15 protein-coding genes are annotated in these 16169 nt (G+C 71.0%); 4 read left to right on the top strand and 11 right to left on the bottom strand.

Features of this window, described 5'->3' with window-relative positions; all coding sequences use genetic code 11:
• Positions 1 to 307: 307 nt before the first annotated feature.
• From FRCN3DRAFT_RS0215315 to FRCN3DRAFT_RS0215290, 6 genes are read right to left on the bottom strand one after another with little or no spacing between them, the layout of a single operon-like run.
• Complete coding sequence (locus FRCN3DRAFT_RS0215315; RefSeq protein ID WP_007512498.1) at positions 308 to 1816, bottom strand: aldehyde dehydrogenase family protein; 1509 nt, start codon at positions 1814 to 1816, stop codon at positions 308 to 310.
• The gene (locus FRCN3DRAFT_RS0215310; protein ID WP_007512499.1) at positions 1816 to 2865 is read right to left on the bottom strand and encodes a branched-chain amino acid ABC transporter permease; all 1050 of its coding nucleotides are present in this window, start codon (positions 2863 to 2865) and stop codon (positions 1816 to 1818) included. Before FRCN3DRAFT_RS0215310 ends, FRCN3DRAFT_RS0215315 begins: the two co-directional genes overlap by 1 nt.
• The gene (locus FRCN3DRAFT_RS0215305; protein ID WP_007512500.1) at positions 2862 to 3740 is read right to left on the bottom strand and encodes a branched-chain amino acid ABC transporter permease; all 879 of its coding nucleotides are present in this window, start codon (positions 3738 to 3740) and stop codon (positions 2862 to 2864) included. Before FRCN3DRAFT_RS0215305 ends, FRCN3DRAFT_RS0215310 begins: the two co-directional genes overlap by 4 nt.
• The gene (locus FRCN3DRAFT_RS0215300; protein ID WP_007512501.1) at positions 3737 to 4504 is read right to left on the bottom strand and encodes an ABC transporter ATP-binding protein; all 768 of its coding nucleotides are present in this window, start codon (positions 4502 to 4504) and stop codon (positions 3737 to 3739) included. The genes FRCN3DRAFT_RS0215305 and FRCN3DRAFT_RS0215300 overlap by 4 nt, the downstream gene beginning before the upstream one ends.
• Complete coding sequence (locus tag FRCN3DRAFT_RS0215295) at positions 4501 to 5280, bottom strand: ABC transporter ATP-binding protein (RefSeq protein WP_007512502.1); 780 nt, start codon at positions 5278 to 5280, stop codon at positions 4501 to 4503. The genes FRCN3DRAFT_RS0215300 and FRCN3DRAFT_RS0215295 overlap by 4 nt, the downstream gene beginning before the upstream one ends.
• Positions 5277 to 6602 carry an ABC transporter substrate-binding protein gene (locus FRCN3DRAFT_RS0215290; protein ID WP_007512503.1) on the bottom strand — a complete coding sequence of 442 codons (1326 nt, stop codon included), beginning with the start codon at positions 6600 to 6602 and terminating at the stop codon, positions 5277 to 5279. Before FRCN3DRAFT_RS0215290 ends, FRCN3DRAFT_RS0215295 begins: the two co-directional genes overlap by 4 nt.
• A 106-nt stretch (positions 6603 to 6708) precedes the next feature.
• Between FRCN3DRAFT_RS0215290 and FRCN3DRAFT_RS0215285 the strand changes: the two genes are divergently transcribed.
• From FRCN3DRAFT_RS0215285 to FRCN3DRAFT_RS0215275, 3 genes are all read left to right on the top strand, one after another.
• Positions 6709 to 7557 carry an IclR family transcriptional regulator gene (locus tag FRCN3DRAFT_RS0215285; RefSeq protein WP_007512504.1) on the top strand — a complete coding sequence of 283 codons (849 nt, stop codon included), beginning with the start codon at positions 6709 to 6711 and terminating at the stop codon, positions 7555 to 7557.
• A gap of 91 nt (positions 7558 to 7648) precedes the next feature.
• Positions 7649 to 9106, top strand: a complete 1458-nt coding sequence (locus FRCN3DRAFT_RS0215280) for an aldehyde dehydrogenase family protein (protein WP_007512505.1) — start codon at positions 7649 to 7651, stop codon at positions 9104 to 9106.
• A 21-nt stretch (positions 9107 to 9127) separates the two neighbouring features.
• Positions 9128 to 10231 (top strand): NAD(P)-dependent alcohol dehydrogenase, encoded by a 1104-nt coding sequence (locus FRCN3DRAFT_RS0215275; RefSeq protein ID WP_007512506.1) that lies wholly within the window; start codon positions 9128 to 9130, stop codon positions 10229 to 10231.
• Between the two features lie 38 nt (positions 10232 to 10269).
• Here FRCN3DRAFT_RS0215275 and FRCN3DRAFT_RS0215270 read toward each other — a convergent pair whose 3' ends face one another.
• From FRCN3DRAFT_RS0215270 to pcaH, 5 genes are all read right to left on the bottom strand, one after another.
• Positions 10270 to 11454, bottom strand: a complete 1185-nt coding sequence (locus FRCN3DRAFT_RS0215270; RefSeq protein WP_007512507.1) for a 4-hydroxybenzoate 3-monooxygenase — start codon at positions 11452 to 11454, stop codon at positions 10270 to 10272.
• 108 nt (positions 11455 to 11562) lie between these two features.
• Complete coding sequence (gene pcaDC, locus FRCN3DRAFT_RS0215265) at positions 11563 to 12738, bottom strand: bifunctional 3-oxoadipate enol-lactonase/4-carboxymuconolactone decarboxylase PcaDC (RefSeq protein ID WP_007512508.1); 1176 nt, start codon at positions 12736 to 12738, stop codon at positions 11563 to 11565.
• Positions 12735 to 13946, bottom strand: coding sequence for a lyase family protein (locus tag FRCN3DRAFT_RS0215260; RefSeq protein WP_007512510.1), 1212 nt, complete (start codon positions 13944 to 13946; stop codon positions 12735 to 12737). The genes pcaDC and FRCN3DRAFT_RS0215260 overlap by 4 nt, the downstream gene beginning before the upstream one ends.
• Before the next feature lie 9 nt (positions 13947 to 13955).
• The gene (gene pcaG, locus FRCN3DRAFT_RS0215255; RefSeq protein WP_007512511.1) at positions 13956 to 14510 is read right to left on the bottom strand and encodes a protocatechuate 3,4-dioxygenase subunit alpha; all 555 of its coding nucleotides are present in this window, start codon (positions 14508 to 14510) and stop codon (positions 13956 to 13958) included.
• Positions 14507 to 15289, bottom strand: a complete 783-nt coding sequence (gene pcaH, locus FRCN3DRAFT_RS0215250; protein WP_027140608.1) for a protocatechuate 3,4-dioxygenase subunit beta — start codon at positions 15287 to 15289, stop codon at positions 14507 to 14509. The genes pcaG and pcaH overlap by 4 nt, the downstream gene beginning before the upstream one ends.
• Before the next feature lie 71 nt (positions 15290 to 15360).
• On the opposite strand from pcaH, the gene FRCN3DRAFT_RS0215245 reads away from it, so the two are divergent.
• Positions 15361 to 16119, top strand: a complete 759-nt coding sequence (locus FRCN3DRAFT_RS0215245) for an IclR family transcriptional regulator (RefSeq protein ID WP_027140607.1) — start codon at positions 15361 to 15363, stop codon at positions 16117 to 16119.
• Positions 16120 to 16169: the final 50 nt, after the last annotated feature.

Genomic DNA, 16169 nt, shown 5'->3' with positions numbered 1-16169 from the left:
AGAACCCAGCCCGCAACGTCGCGGATCGTCGTGTTCATCGGTCGTCCGATCAACAGGAAACCTGAAGATCTCGCATGATGGTCCGCCGTCAGGAAACCTGTCAACAGGGTCAACAGGCAGGAGAGCTGGCCGCGGCGGAGCCGGGCAGGTGGCGTGTCGGCCGCCAGCTGGCCCGGCGCTCCCTCGTCACGCCGCCGTCCATGGCGGCGATGCTCAGGCCGCTGGAGACCCGTGGGCCGATCTTCCGCGCCCCGAACCCACGGAGAAAACAGCCGGTTGACGCGACGGGCCCATGCCGGCTAGCTGCTCAGAACGGAAACTCGCGCGCCTGCCGGCGTACGGTGATCCACCGGGCCTCGGTGAACTCTTCGACCGCGAAGCCGACGCCGAATCGTCCCCAGCCACTTTCCTTGACGCCCCCGAAGGGCATCTGGGGTTCGTCGTTCACTGGCTGGTCGTTGACGTGGACGATTCCCGCCTGAAGCTGACGTGCCACTTCCAGACCTTCCTGCGGGTCGGCCGCGAGCACGGCCGCTGTCAGTCCGAAGCCGGAGGCATTGGCTCGCGCGATGGCCTCCTCGCGATCTCTGACGACCTCGAGGACGACGACCGGCCCGAAGGTCTCGTCGACGGCGAGCTCGATGTCGTCCGGCACGTCGGTGAGGATCGTCGCCGGAAAACAGGGCGGCGAGGGGGTTCCGCCGGCCAGGATACGTGCGCCTCGTTCGACCGCCTGCTCCACCCGGCGGGTGAGCAGCGACAGCGCCCAGTGGTTGATGATGGGCCCGATGACGGTGTCGGAATCCTCGGGATCGCCCATGGGCAAAGCGGATACCTTGGCGGCGAATCGCTGGGAGAACTCCTGCGCGATGGACTCCTCCACGAAGATCCGCCGCGCGCACATGCACACCTGGCCCTGGTGCACGAAGGCACCGTAGGCGGCGGCGTTGACCGCGTAGTCGAGGTCGACGCCCGCGAGGACCAGAAGCGGGTTCTGTCCGCCGAGCTGCAGCACGACCCGTTTGAGGTGCCGGCCTGCGGCCTCCGCCAGCCGCCGCCCCGTCGCGGTCGAACCGGTGAAGTTGATCCGTCGTACCAGCGGGTTGGCCAGCAGCTCGTCGCCGATGAAACTCGCCTCGCCCGGCGCGTGCGTGACGACGTTGAGCACGCCCGGTGGCAGGCCGGCCTCCTCGAACACCTGGGCCCACACCGCGCCGGCGGTGAGCGGAGCCTCCTCCGAGGGTTTCAGCACGACGGTGTTACCCAGCGCCAGCGGTCCCGCGATCGCCCGGGCCGACAGCGTCAGGGACGCGTTCCACGGCGCGATCGCGCCCACGACGCCCACGGGCTGACGCACTGCCAGCGAGTAGGTCCCCCGCTGGTCCGACGGCAGCAGCTGGCCCGTGGCGGCATAGGGAAGGGCCGCGCACTGCCGCAGGAGGGCGCCCGCGAAGCGGACCTGCACCTCGGCGAAGTGACGGCCACAGCCAGTCTCTCTGGCCAGCAGGACGATGAGCTCGTCCCATCGCCGATCCAGCACCTCCGCCGCTCGCAGGAAGATGCGCTGACGCTCATGCGGCAGCGAGCTCGACCAGTCAGTGAGCGCCCGCTGCGCGACGTCGATCGCGGCGCGGGCGTCGTCCGCGTCCCCAGCGGCGACGGTCGCCATGACCTCGCCACTCCACGGGCTGTGGCTCTCGTAGGTACGTCCGTTGAAGGAGTCGACCCACTGGCCGTCGATGTAATGACGGATGGTGGTTGGTCCGCCAATCGCCCCGTTGCGCCGCGTGTCGCCGGACGTCGCGGACTGGGCCATCAGCTGCGCCGCTCCTTCACAGGTTGTGGGGCCGTGTACAGATGATATCCGAGTGGCAACTGGACGGGCAGACGGTCACTGACGACCGTCCACAGCCCGCGTGGTAGGAAGAGCGCGAACAGGACCGCGATCACCCCGAGGCCGATGAGATACCAGGCCCCCTGGTCGGCGAATTGCTGTTGGACGACGAAGAAGATGATTGCCCCGAGAATCGGCCCTTCGAAGGTACCCAGACCGCCCACCAGCACCATGAAGATCATGTAGGCCGAATACTGGACCCCGAAGATTGACTGCGGCTGGATGAACAACGTGTTCGCGAGGATGAGCGCACCCGCCGCGCCGCAGCCGAATCCCGCGAGAACGAAGATCCCGAACTTCAGCGGCCGGACCCGTACCCCGAGCGAGGCCGCCGCCTCCTCGTCGTCCCGGATGGCCTGGAGCGCGGAGCCGGTCTTCAGCCGGAGCAGCAGGAACAGGGCGCCGAGCAGGACGATCAGGACCGCCAGCGTCAGCCAGTAGATGTAGGCGCGGCGCAGCTCCGGGGCGTAGGAGTTCAGACCCTGCAGCGAGACCCCCGTGCCACCGCCGAGGCCTTTGTCGAGTACCACCAGAAGCCCGAGCGCTTCGGCGACCACCCACGTGCCGACGGCCAGGTGACCGCCTTTGAGCTGCAGCACGAGAAGGGCCACGACCGCAGCGAGAACCGCAGACAAAGCGGCGGCGAGAATCATGGAAGGGAACGGCGAGATGCCTTGATGGGTAAGCCAGATCGTCGCGTAGGCGCCGAATCCGATGAAGGCCTGCTGCCCGACCGATACCATCCCTCCATAGCCCGCGAGAGCGTTCCACATGACCGCGAGAATCATGAATATGAACAGGTTCGTACATTGCAGGACGACATTCGTGGTGAACAGCATGGGCACCGCGAACAGCGCGGCCCCGAGAACCAGGAGGACACCCGACATCGCCTTCGATGCCGGGGTCGAGCGGGCGATGCGGGACTGGGCTGGGTGGCTGGCGGCCCGGGTCGCGACGGGCGTGGAAGTCATGCGAGGGCCTTCCGGGGAGCCAGGGCCTTGATACGCGGGAGGACGAGCGCGACGAGGAAGAGCAGGTGGCCCGCGAGGATGGAGTACTGAGGGTCGATCGTGGCCCCGATGGTCTGCGCCACCCCGAGCGCGATGCCGCCGACCAGCGTTCCCCACAGCGAGCCCAGGCCACCGATGATGACGGCCTCGAACGCGAAGATCAGCTGGGCCGGGCCGCTGCCTGGGCCGAAGGAGGTCCGGATGGCGAGGAAGGCACCGGCGATGCCCGCGGTGGCCACGGCGATGGCGACGGCGCGGGCATACACCGCCGAGGCCGGGATCCCGACCAGTCCAGCGGTGTCCGGATCCTGCGCGGTGGCCCGCATCTCGCGGCCGAACGGGGTCCTGCGCAGGGTGTAGTGCAGGCCGCCGAGCACCACGACCGAGACGACCAGCAGCACGACGCCCAGATAGGGGATCGACAGGTCCTCGGCCACCTTCCAGCTGCCGGTCGACAGGGTGCCGACGTCGGAGCCGAGCGAGCGCACATCCGGGGAGAACACCTGCAGGAACCCGTTCTGCAGCACGATCGACAGCCCGAACGTCGCCAACAGCGGCACCAGGGGTCCGCCGCGGAGGCTGCGGGCGAGGACCGTGCGCTGCAGCCCGTATCCCACGGCGAGCATCGCGGGAAGAACCAGCGGGATCGCGAGGAACGGTGACAGGCCCGTCTGGTCGGTCACCAGCCAGACGAGGAACGCGCCGAGGATGGCGAGGTCGCCGTGCGCCAGGTTGATGATCCGCATGACTCCGAAGATGAGTGACAGCCCGCAGGCGAGTAGCGCGTAGAGACTGCCCAGGAAGATGCCCTGGACGACGGCGTTGACGATGTTCACGATGTCCCTACTTCCGCGCTGGCGACGTCGGTTGGGTTCGACGCGCGGTCGGGTATGGGCGCGGACCCGATTCCGAAGTAGGCGGCGGTGACCTGCTCGCGGGTCACCGACGGCGTGGGTGCCTCGAGTGCGACGCGGCCTTCGAGGACGCAGATGACCCGCTGACTGACCGAGAGCGCGCGTTCGAGGTCCTGTTCGACGAGGACGACGGTCACGCCGGCCGTCAGCAGGCGGGTCAGGGACTCATAGACGGCGTCCACGGCGACGGGGGCGAGCCCGAGAGACGCCTCGTCGATGAGGAGCACTCGCGGGTTGGTCACCAGGGCGCGCGCGATGGCGGCGGCCTGCTGCTGGCCGCCGGAGATCCGCGACGCCAGCCTTCCGGCAATCGGGCGCAGCATGGGGAAGGCGTCGAGAACCGTGGCGACGGTCCATTCCCCTTTCCGGCCGCGCCGCGCGGCCACCTGGAGGTTCTCGAGCACGGTGAGCTCGGGGAACAGCCGACGGCCCTCGGGGACCAGAGCCAGCCCCCTGGCCACCCGCCGGTGAGCCGGGACGGTGGTGATGTCCTCGCCGAACAGCCGGACGTGGCCCGCGTCGATGGGATGCGCGCCGGCGATCGCCCGCAACAACGTCGTCTTCCCCGACCCGTTGGCGCCGACGAGCGCGAGCGTCTCCCCCTCGACGAGCGAGAGGGAGACCCCTCGGACCGCGTGGAGCAGGCCGTGCTTCGCATGCAGATCGGTGACTTCCAGCGCCGTCATGAGCGTGTCTTCCCGAGGTAGGCGTCCACCACCGTCGCGTCCCGCAGCACCGTGTCCGGATCACCGTCGGCGATGATCTTCCCGGCGTCCATCGCGACGAGACGGTCGATGACGCGGACCAGCACATGCACGATGTGCTCGATCCACACCAGGGACATTCCGCGCTCGCGAAGCCGCAGGATCGTGCCGACGAGCTCGTCGGCCTCCGAGTCGGTCAGCCCCGCGCCGATCTCGTCGAGGAGCAGGACCGTCGGACCGGTCGCCAGCGCCCGGGCCAGTTCGAGCCGCTTGCGGTGCAGCAGTCCGAGCGTCTCGGCGCGGCGGTTGGCGAGGCTGGCGAGGCCGCACACCTCGACGACCTCGATGGCCCGGTCGAAGCGCTCGCGTCGGCGTAGCTGGCCGCCGTGGGCCGCGCCCACGATGACGTTCTCCAGCACGGTCATCCCGCCGAACGGCTTCGGCACCTGGAACGCCCGCGCGAGGCCCAGCCGGCAGCGGCGTTCGGCGCCGAGGCGGGTGATCTCCGTGCCGCGCAGGCTGATCGTGCCCGCGGCCGGGCGCACCGTACCCGACAGGGCGGACAGCAGGGTCGTCTTGCCCGCGCCGTTGGGTCCGACGATGCCGACCGCCTCTGCGGCGCCGACGTGGAAGTCGACGCTGTCGAGGACCCGCACGTCGCCGTAGCGGACCGACAGGCCGCGCGCGACGAGCTCTCCCTGCGCCTGGCTGTCGCGCGTGGACGCGTTCCCGGCCGCCACCGTGGTGCCCGCCGTCATGTGCCGTAGGGCTTGAGCTGCGCGGCGACCGGAACCTTCAGGTCGGAGGAGTTCTCGCACAGCACGAAGTCGAGCGGGTACTTGCCCGAGGTGGCTGGGACCCACTGACCGCCGAGGATGGGGGTCGCGACGACGTTTCCGTTGGGGCCCTTGCCCCACTGCAGGTTGCCCACCGACGTCTCCACCGACAGGGCGCCGATCGCGTTCGCCACCGCGCTCTTGTCCTTGGGGTCCGGCGCCGCCTTCAGCGCGGCCGCCGCGACGTCGAACAACGCGAGACTCGGGCCCAGCTGCTGGGTCCACTGCTTGCCGGTCTTCTGCTGGTAGCCCGCGCCCAGGTCCTTCGAGGAGATGCCCGTCAGCGAGGAGGTGTACGGGTAGGTCGGTGTCCAGTAGGCGCCACCGGCCAGGCCGACGCCGATCGAGCCCAGGGACTCGACCTGGGAGGCGAACAGGCCGGTCTTGGCGACCTGGGCGATCTTCGGTTTGTATCCCTGCTGGGCCGCCTGATGCCAGAAGGTCGCGAAGTCGGGCGGAAGCGGGAAGGTGTTGAAGATCTCCGTGCCCTCGGCCTTGAACCTCGCGATCTGCGACGAGTAGTCGTTCGTGCCGTCGGTGTAGGCACCGGGATCGGTGATCGTGTATCCCGCGCTCTGCAGCTTCGGCCCGAGCGCCGCGCGGATGGCGTTCCCGTCGGCGTCGTTGGGCCACATGACGCCGACCTTGCGGTTGGTCGCGACCTGCGGCCACATCGTCGTGTAGGCGTTGGCGAACTGCTCGACACCGAAGCAGAAATGATAGACGTACTTGAAGGCCTTCTTGTCCGACTCCTTCGCGCCGCGGCCGAAGTACCAGGCCTCCCACGGCACGACCGTCGAGATGCAGGGCACCCCGGCCGCCTCGCAGGCGTCGGAGACGGGGTTCACCGTCTCGGGGGTCGATGTGGTGAGCATCAGGTCGACGCCGGTCCCGCTAATGAGGTCGTTGGCGACCTGACCGCCCCGTTGGGGGTCCGACTGACCGTCCTTGTCGAAAATCTGCACGTCGTATTTCTTGCCGCCGATGGTCAGGCCCTTGCTCAGCACGCCCCGGGCCAGGCCGAGCACGTACGAGTCCGGCTCACCGAAGGCCGCGGCCGGCCCTGTCCGCGGGCTGACGAAACCAATTTTGATTGTCTGCGTCGAGCCGCCGCCCCCACCGCCCCTGACCGAGCACGCCGACAGAACCGGCCCGGCCGTGGCCATCGCCGCGACACCCAGGCCGGCCTTCAGAAGTCCTCGCCGGTCCGGAACCCAGATCTCGGGTCTACCTAAAGGGGTCACCGGTGTCCTCCATGGGTTGTGGGGTCGCCGGATGATTCGCGTGACGCACGCCACGTGTCAACAATTCGTTCCAGCAGCTGGAACCGCGTTCCGCTACGGTGCGGGCATGGCCTCGAACGGCACCGGCGCGCCGGCAACGCCCGATGGCGACCCGATCGCCTCCACCAGCCAGGCACTGGAACGCGGGCTCTCGGTCCTGTCGGCCCTGGGCGCCGAGCGGGCCCCGCTGGGGCTGGTGGAGATCAGCCGCGCGGTCGGGCTGAGCAAGAGCACCTGCCATCGCTACATGGCGACCCTGGTGAGCCTCGGCTTCGTCGAACAGGACGCCGGCACGCGGCGCTACGCGCTCGGCCCGCAGGCACTCCAGCTCGGCTTCGCGGCGCTGTCCTCGCTGGAGCTCAGCAAGGTCGCGGCCCGGCCCCTGCAGACCCTCGCCGACGAGACGGGCCACACGGCCAACATGGCGGTGCTCGACGGCGCGGACATCGTGTACATCGAGCGCAGGCGCCCAACGCGGGCCGCGTTCCGCATCGAACTCAACATCCAGGTCGGGGCGCGGCTGCCCGCGTACTGCACGTCGATGGGAAAGGTCCTGCTCGCCTACCGCGATCCCGCGACCGTGCGCGCGATCCTCGACCGGACCGACCTGGCGCGTCGCGGGCCCAAGACCGTGACGGCCCGCGAACAGCTGACGACGATCCTGGCCAAGGTGGTGGCCGACGGCCTCGCCGTCAACGACGAGGAACTCGCTCCCGGCCTCCGCTCGATCGCGGCGCCGGTACGCGACCGCTCGGGGCAGGCCGTCGCGGCGGTCAACATCTCCGTTCACCTCGGCGCGTGGAACGCCTCGATGGAGGCTGTGGCGCGCCGCCTCGAGGGACCACTGCGGCGGACAGCGGGAGAGATCTCGTCGCGGCTGGGGTACCTCGGCACCCTGGACGGTTCCGGTGGATAGAACAGCAGTTCCTCGAACGGAACTCTGGATTGCCTTGCTGTGATCGTCGCCATAGCGTCCCGGACGACCATTCGGGAGCTAGGGAGACGCTGTGCTGCTCGAACCCGCCACCTGGACCGGCAACATCTTCATCGAGGGAGCCTGGGGGCCTGGTTCTGCCGGAATAGCCAAGATCATCGAGCCGGCTACCGGCGACTCGCTCGGCGAGATCGGCATGGCCAGCGCCGCCGACGTCGCGCGCGCCGGCGCGGCCGCGGTGAAGGCGCAGCGCGCATGGGCCGCCCTTCCTCATCCCGAGCGCGCAGCCGTGCTGCGCCGCGCGGGCGCGCTGTTCGCCGAGCACGCCGCGGAAATCACCGGATGGAACATCCGCGAGGTCGGCGCGATCCCGGCGATGGCGGGGTTCTCGGTGCACACAGCCGAGCAGGAATGCTTCGAGGCAGCGGCGCTGCCGGGCCGGCCCACCGGCGAGATCCTGCCGAGCGAGCAGCCCCGGCTCTCGCTCGCGCGCCGCGTCCCGGCCGGCGTCGTGGCGGTCATCTCTCCGTTCAACGTGCCGCTCATCCTCAGCATCCGCTCGGTGGCGCCCGCCCTGGCACTCGGCAACGCGGTCATCCTCAAGCCCGATCCGCGCACCCCCGTGACGGGGGGCGTGTCGATCGCCCGTGTCTTCGCCGAGGCGGGCCTGCCCGCCGGCGTGCTGCAGGTCCTCCCCGGCGGGGCCGACGTCGGGGAGGCACTCGTCGTGGACCCGGCGGTGCGGGTCATCTCCTTCACGGGCTCCACCCAGGCCGGCCGCCGCGTCGGTGAGCTCGCGGGCAGGCACCTCAAGCGCGCCCACCTCGAGCTCGGTGGCAACTCGGCGATGGTCGTGCTGGAGGACGCGGACGTCGACGAGGCCGTGACGCTGGCGGCGTTCGGCTCCTACTTCCATCAGGGCCAGATCTGCATGACGACCGGGCGGCACGTCGTGTCCGAGCGGCTGTATGACGAGTTCGTCGCGAAGCTCGCCGCGAAGGCGGCGGCCCTCCCCGTCGGCGACCCCGCCGTCGCCCAGGTCGCGCTCGGCCCGCTGATCGACGCCGGCCAGCGCGACAAGATCCACAAGATCGTGACGGACACGGTCGCCGCGGGCGGGCGCGTCGCCGCGGGCGGCACCTACACGGGGCTCTTCTATCAGGCCACGGTGCTCGCCGACGTGCCCCCCGACTCACGCGCCTTCGCCGAGGAGATCTTCGGCCCGATCGCCCCGGTGGCGAAGTTCTCCACGTTGGACGAGGCGGTCGAGCTGACCCGCGGCGAATACGGCCTCGCGCTGGGAATCGTGACCAGAAACGCCGTCGGCGCGCTGGCACTCGCGGATCGGATCCCGACCGGAATCGTGCACATCAATGACCAGACCGTCAACGACGAGGCGAACAGCCCGTTCGGCGGTGTGGGTGCCTCCGGAACCGGTGCTCGATTCGGCGGGCCGGCGGCCAACGTCGAGGCATTCACGGAGACCCGATGGATCACCATGCGCGATCAGCCAGCCACCTATCCTTTCTGAGTCGGACGGGGAACCGCGCGCATGAAGATCTCCGCGGCTGTCGTCGAGGAGCATGACGGCCCGTTCAGCATCCAGACGGTCGAACTCGACGAACCGGGTCCGGGAGAGGTTCTCGTCCGGCTCGTCGCGACCGGCATCTGCCACACCGACGGGCTGGCTCGCCACGGCGACCTGCCTTTCCCGTTACCGGGCGTCCTGGGGCACGAGGGCGCCGGGCGCGTCGCCGCGGTCGGCCCCGGAGTCACCGAAGTCGGCGTCGGTGACGGTGTCGTCATCGGCTGGCCGTCCTGCGGCCAGTGCCGCAACTGCCACCGGGGCCAGCCCCGCTACTGCGCCCGGCTGGGCGATGCCCTCGCGGGCGGTGGCCGCCTCGGTGGCGAATCCGCGTTCCGCCGCTCCTCCGGCGCTCCGCTGCACAGCCACTTCTTCGGGCAGTCGTCGTTCGCCAGCCACTCGCTCACGACAGCCGCCGCGCTGGTGAAGGTTCCCGACGACCTCCCCCTCGAGCTGATGGGCCCGCTGGCCTGCGGGATCTCGACCGGGGCCGGCGCCGTGTTCAACGACGCCCGCCCTGGCCCGGGCGACAGCCTCGTCGTCTACGGCGTGGGCACCGTCGGGCTCGCGGCCATCATGGCTGCCCGCAACTCCCCCGCGACCCGCATCATCGCGGTCGACCGGCACGACCGCCGGCTGCGGCTGGCGACCGAGCTCGGGGCGACGGACGTCGTCAACGCCGCGGACGTCGATCCCGTCGCCGCCGTCCACGGCATCTGCGGCGGCCCGGCGGACCTCGCCCTGGAGTGCACCGGAGTGATCAGCGTCGTGCGGCAGGCCGCCGACTCGGTCGGGATGCTCGGCACCTGTTACCTGATCGGGGGTGCACCGGCCGGCGCCGCATTCACCCTCGACCACATCTCCACGCTGTGGGGCAAGCGGATCATCGGCCTTCTCGGCGGCAGTGGCCTGAGTTCCCAGCTCATTCCCGCGGTGATGGACCTGTTCGCCCAGGGCCGCTTCCCCTTCGACCGGCTGGTGGAGTTCTTCGACTTCGCCGACGTGGAGAAGGCACTCGACGCGTCGTACGCCGGCACCGTCGTCAAGCCGGTCCTGCGTCTGCCATCCTGACCGTCGGCGGGACCGGACGGGCTATCGCGACGCGCCGGTCAGCGCGTGGGCCAGCCTGTATAGCCCTCGGCGAGATAGGTGGTACCGGCCCGGGAGGAGACGAGGCTGTCCAGCTCACCCAGCTGGCGTAACTCGTCGAACGCGGTCGCGCCCGGGACGAGGTGGAGCATGCTGGTCATCCAGTACGAGAAGTGCTGGGCCTTCCATACCCGGCCTAGCGCCTGGCCCGCGCAGCGGTCCAGGGCGGCCTGGTCGTTCTTGACGAGTGCCCGCTCGATGGCCTCGGCGAGGAGCCGGGCGTCCGCGAGCGCAAGGTTCAGGCCCTTGGCACCGGTCGGCGGCACGGTATGCGCGGCGTCGCCGGCGAGCACCAGCCGGCCGTACCGCATCGGGGCCTGAACGAAGCTGCGGAACGGGAGCACGGTCCGCTCGATGACCGGCCCTTCCTGGAGCCGGAAACCGTCCTCGCCGGCCACCCGGCGCTGCAGCTCGTCCCAAATGCGGTCGTCGGACCAGTCGTCGGCGTTCTCGCTCGGGTCGCACTGGAAATACATTCGCTGTATCGACGCGGTGCGCTGGCTGATGAGTGCGAATCCCTGCTGGGCCCGGGTGTAGACCAGTTCGGGCGCGCTGGGCGGTGCCTGGACGAGTATGCCGAACCAGGCGAACGGATATTCGCGGAAGTACTGCGTGGCCCCGTCGACCAGGGCTCGGCAGATGCTCCGCGAGCCGTCAGCACCGACGACCAGATCCGCCGTGATCTCGTGGCGACGGCCGTCCACGTCGGTGTACCGGACCCGGGGCGCGTCCAGAACGTCGAGGACCTCGGTGTCGCTGATGCCGTACCGCAGGTCCGCGCCGTCGCCGGTGCGGGCCCGGTGGAGGTCGACGAACACGTCGGTCTGCGGATACAGCCAGCACGAGGCGCCGATGAGGCCCTCGAAATCGATCCGATGGCTGGCCCCGGCGAACCGCAGGGAGATGCCCTCGTGCCGGTGCCCGTCCGTGAGCACCCGGTCGACGCCCGAGTCGACCAGGAGGCGGACGCTGTCGCGTTCCAGGATGCCGGCCCGGTGCGTGGTCTCGATGGTGTGGGCCGTCCGGTTGTCGACGACGACGCTGTCCAGCCCGGCGAGGTGGAGCAGGTGGGAGAGCATCAGCCCGGCCGGCCCGCCGCCGACGATCGCGACGCGGGTGCGAGTGATGGTGGCGATCACGGTCATGAGCGCTCCGTTCGAGGCCCGAGGAATCTGAGCACCAACGCGCGCACCGGCCGCCTGCCGGCGGTGCGTCGGCCCAGGAGGGCGTCGCGGGTCGCCGTCGGCGCCCGGTCACTGCTCCCCCTGCGTCCGCAGTGCCTGCGCGGCGATCCTGAAGGCCGTGTTCGCGGCCGGGACCCCGCAGTAGATCGCGCTCTGCAGGATGACCTCCTTGATCTCCTCGACGGTCAGCCCGTTGCGCAGCGCGGCCCGGACATGCATCTCGAGCTCCTCGTGATGGCCGCGGGCGATGAGCGCGGTGATCGTGATCATCGAGCGGCTGCGGCGGTCGAGCCCGGGCCGGGTCCAGATGGAGCCCCAGGCATACCGGGTGATGAACCGCTGGAACTCGTTCGTGAAGTCGGTGGCCGCCGCGGTCGCGCGGTCGACGTGGGCGTCGCCGAGGACCTGCCGGCGCACCGCCAGGCCGGCGTCGTACAGCTCGTCGACGGTCGGCGACGGGGCGGGCGGCTGGCCACGGAGCAGGTCCGCGACCTGCCGTGGCTGCTCGGCCGGGGCCAGATGCGCGGCGCCGTCGAGCACGGCGAGCCGTCCGTCCCGCACGCCGTCCGCGATCTGCCGGAGGCTGGCCGGCGGGGTCACCACGTCCTGAGCACCGGCGAGGGCGAGCACCGGCGCGGCTATCTCGGCCAGCCGGTCCCGGACGTCGAAGTCGGCGAGCGCCTCACAGGCCCACGCGTATCCCTCCGCGTCGACAGAGGCGAGATCACGCAGCAGCTCCGCAACGACCGCCGGCTGCCGGTCGGCGAAACCGGGCGCGAACCAGCGCTGGGCCGAGCCGGTGACCATGGCGGCGCAGCCGGACGCGCGCACGGTCACGGCTCGGTCGTGCCAGGCCCCCGCCTCACCGATCTTCGCACCGGTGCACAGGAGCGTGGCGCGCTCCACGCGGCCCGGGGCGTCGAGCAGCAGCCGCAGGCCGACGGCGCCGCCGAGCGAGACGCCCGCGTAGGCGAACCGGGGCGCGCCGTCGCCACGGGCCGCGCCTACCTCGTCGACATAGCCGAGGACGCCCTGGGCGAGTTCGGCGACCGTGAAGGACCCGGCGACGGGGGCGCCGCCATGGCCGGGCAGGTCCCAGCCGACGACGTGGAAGACGTCGCCGAGCAGACCGGCGGCCGTGGACCACAGAACCGCCGACGACGTGCCCAGCGATGGGCCGACCACCAGGAGTGGCTGATGGGGGCGGCCTGAGAGCCGGGCGCCCGTGAGGCGCGGAACCGTCATCGCGTGTCCTCCAGGTAGCCGCGGGCGCGCGCGAGCACGTCGGCGACGACGGTGTCGGCCACACCGAGGTAGTCGTCGCCGGACGGCTCGCCGCCGGCGAAGGCGGCGATCGAGCGGCGCTCAGCGGTCAGCTCGGCCCAGGCTTTCCTGGCCGTGGCGCCCATCCGGGCGTCGTCGACCCGCAGCCCGCGAAGCAGCTCGCTGGTCTGGCTTGCCGCGACGACCGTCCGGCGGGCCAGGTCACGGACCGCCGGCCACTCGGCGTGCCAGGCGCCGTCCGGCCGCTCGTCCCCGGCGAGCGCCGCCGCCAGGTGCAGCGTCGACGCCAGCGGCGGCGCCGTGAGGGCCGCGCGGCGGATGAGCACCGACAGGACGGGGTTGTGCTTCTGCGGCATCGTCGACGATCCACCGCGCCCGTCACCGGAAGGTTCCGCGAGCTCACCGATCTCGGGACGGGACAGTGTCGCCGTGTCCGTCGCGATGTGCCCCCAGGCGTCGACACAGGCGACCAGCGCGTCGCCGATCGCGGCGAACGCCGTGCGGGTCGTGTGCCATGCAGGCGCGGCCCGCAGGCCGAGAACGGACGCGGCGTCCGCCACGGCGCCGGACACGGCGGCGACCGGATCAGCCACCCGGCGCAACCTGGCGAGTTCGACGGCTGCCGACAGGGTCCCGGCCGCGCCGCCGAACTGCGCCGGCAGCGGCACCCGCCGCAGGGAGTCGGCCGCGTCGAGCACGCCGGTGAGCCAGCCGGCGGCCTTGAGCCCGAAGGTCGTGGGGACGGCGTGCTGGGTGAGGGTACGTCCGGCGATCACCGTGCCGCGGTGCGCGTCGGCCAGCGTGGCGAGCGAGCCCACCTGGCCGCGCAGCTCCTGGAGCAGGCGCTCGACGACGTCGCGCAGCAGCAGGACGAGGCTGGTGTCGATCACGTCCTGGCTGGTCAGGCCACGGTGTGCCCAGGGCGCGCGTTCCCGCCACCGCGTCACGAGCGCTGGCACCGGGTTGCCGGCGCCCTCCGCCTCGCGGGCCACGGCGGCGAGCTCGCCGGGTCCGACGATCCCGGCGAGGTCGACGGTCTCCGGAGCGATGCCCGCCCGCGCGAGCGCGTCGAGCCACGCCTGCTCGACCCTCGTCATCGCCGCCAGCCACGCCGCCTCGGTGACCAGATCGCCCGCGCGCTCGTCACCGGGCCAGAAGAGATCACTCATACCGCGGCGTCACTGATCCGGGTAGCGCAGGAAGACGGTCTCGCCGGACCCCTGCAGGCGGATGTCGAACACGAGGCCCTGCTCGTCGCGCACGGCGATCAGGGTCCGGCGAGCCTCGGCGGGCAGCGCGGACAGCAGCGGGTCGGCCGTCAGCGCCGCGGGGTCGTCGGGTAGGTAGGCGCGGGTGAAGAGCCGGTGCAGGAGGCCACGGGCGAAGACCGTGACGGCGAAGAACGCCGCTCGGCCCGGTTCGGTCGATCCGGGCACGAGGGTCCTGAACACGTACGACCCCTCCGGTCCGGTGGCCGCCCGGCCGAATCCGCTGAAGGTCCGGCCGTCGCGGCGCAGCGAACCGGTGTCGCGCGGAACCGTACCGTCGGGGCGGGCCTGCCAGATCTCGACGAGCGCGTCCGGCACCGTGTCGCCCGCGCCGTCGAGCACCCGGCCCCGCAACAGCACGGCTCCCGGGCTGTCCAGCGGCACCAAATCGTGATCGCCGTCGTACGGCAGGCCAAGGTGGAAGAACGGCCCGACAGTCTGGCCAGGAGTCGCGATCATTGTCATGGGGCGTCCTCGGACTCCAGATGGGTCCGCCCGGCGCCGGTCACGACCACGTCCCACCGGTAGCCGGTTGCCCACTCATGGCTGGTCAGATCGTGGTCATAGCTCGCGACCAGCCTCTTCCGGGCTCGCGGATCGAGAATCGACTGGTAGATCGGGTCGAGCGCGAACAGCGGATCGCCCGGAAAGTACATCTGCGTGACCAGGCGCTGGGTGAAGCTGGTGCCGAACAGCGAGAAGTGGATGTGCGCCGGCCGCCAGGCGTTGAAGTGGTTGCGCCAGGGGTACGGACCCGGCTTGATCGTCTGGAACCGGTACCGGCCCTCGGCGTCGGTCAGGCATCGCCCCGCGCCGGTGAAGTTCGGGTCGAGCGGTGCCGGATGCTGGTCGCGCTGGTGCACATACCGACCCGCGGCGTTGGCCTGCCAGATCTCCACCAGCTGACCACGAACCGGGTGGCCGTCCGCGTCCATCACCCGCCCGGTGACGACGACGCGCTCGCCGATCGGCTCGCCGGGATGGCCGGCCGTCAGGTCGGCGTCCGCCGGGGCGACGTCGCGGTCACCGAAGCACGGCGCCCAGCGCTCGATCGTCTCAGGGTCCACGCGGTGCGGGTCACGGGTCGGGTGCCGCAGCAGGCTGCTGCGGTACGGCGGATAGTCCAGCCGTGGCTGGGTCTCCTCGGTACCCGCCTGGCGGTAGCGAGCCCCGATGGCCGCGATCTCGGAGCTGATCACGGACGGTGGCTCCAGCTCGCGGGCCGACGTGGCATTACGGCTCATGGTCTGCACGGTAGGTCGAGCCACGCACGCGGACGAACACGATCTTTCCGCTCAGTGGAAGACTGGATCCGATGGCGGGAAACACTGGAACACCGGGGGCGACCGTCGTGGGACGGGTCATGGCGATCCTCGACGCGTTCGACGACCGGCACCCACGGCTGCCGCTGTCCGAGATCGCGCGGCGCACCGGCCTGCCACCAGCCACGGTCCACCGGCTGGCGGGCGAGCTCACCCTGCAGGGCGCCCTCGCCCGCGCCGACGGCGACTACGTCATCGGCCGGCGCCTGTGGGAGATCGGCCTGCTGGCCCCGATCGAGTCGACCCTGCGCGAGACGGCCTCGCCCTTCCTGCATGACATCCATGCCGCCACCCGAGCCACGGTCCACCTCGCGGTACGTGACGGGGATGAGGTGCTCTACCTGGAGCGGATGGCGGGTCGGGCGTCGGTCCCGGTCGTCAGTTCGGTGGGCTCGACGCTGCCGATGCACGCGACCGGGGTCGGCAAGGTCCTGCTCGCCTACGCGCCCGCGGACGTCCGCGGGCGCGTCCTCGGATCGCTCACCCGCATCACGTCGTACACGGTCACTCATCCGGGAAGGCTCCGCGAGCAGCTGACGCAGATCCGGCACGCCGGCTACGCGACGACGGTCGAGGAGATGTCGCTGGGCGCCTGCTCGGTGGCCGTGCCGGTTCGCCGCGACGACCGGGTCGTCGCGGCGATCGGCGTCGTCGTGGCCACCCTCCGACGTGACCGCGGGCGGCTCACGGCCGCGCTGCAGGTCGCCGCGCAGGGCATCTCCCGCCAGCTGGGCACGGCACCGCCACGCTGAGCGCCCGCCAGGAACCGCGCCGCGAGCTCGCCGCCCGGGCTGCGTGAGCC

It is taken from the genome of Pseudofrankia saprophytica (genome assembly GCF_000235425.2).
GTDB lineage: Bacteria > Actinomycetota > Actinomycetes > Frankiales > Frankiaceae > Pseudofrankia > Pseudofrankia saprophytica.
Note: the sequence above shows the minus strand (reverse complement) of the source record. Positions and strands in the feature narration are given on the sequence as shown.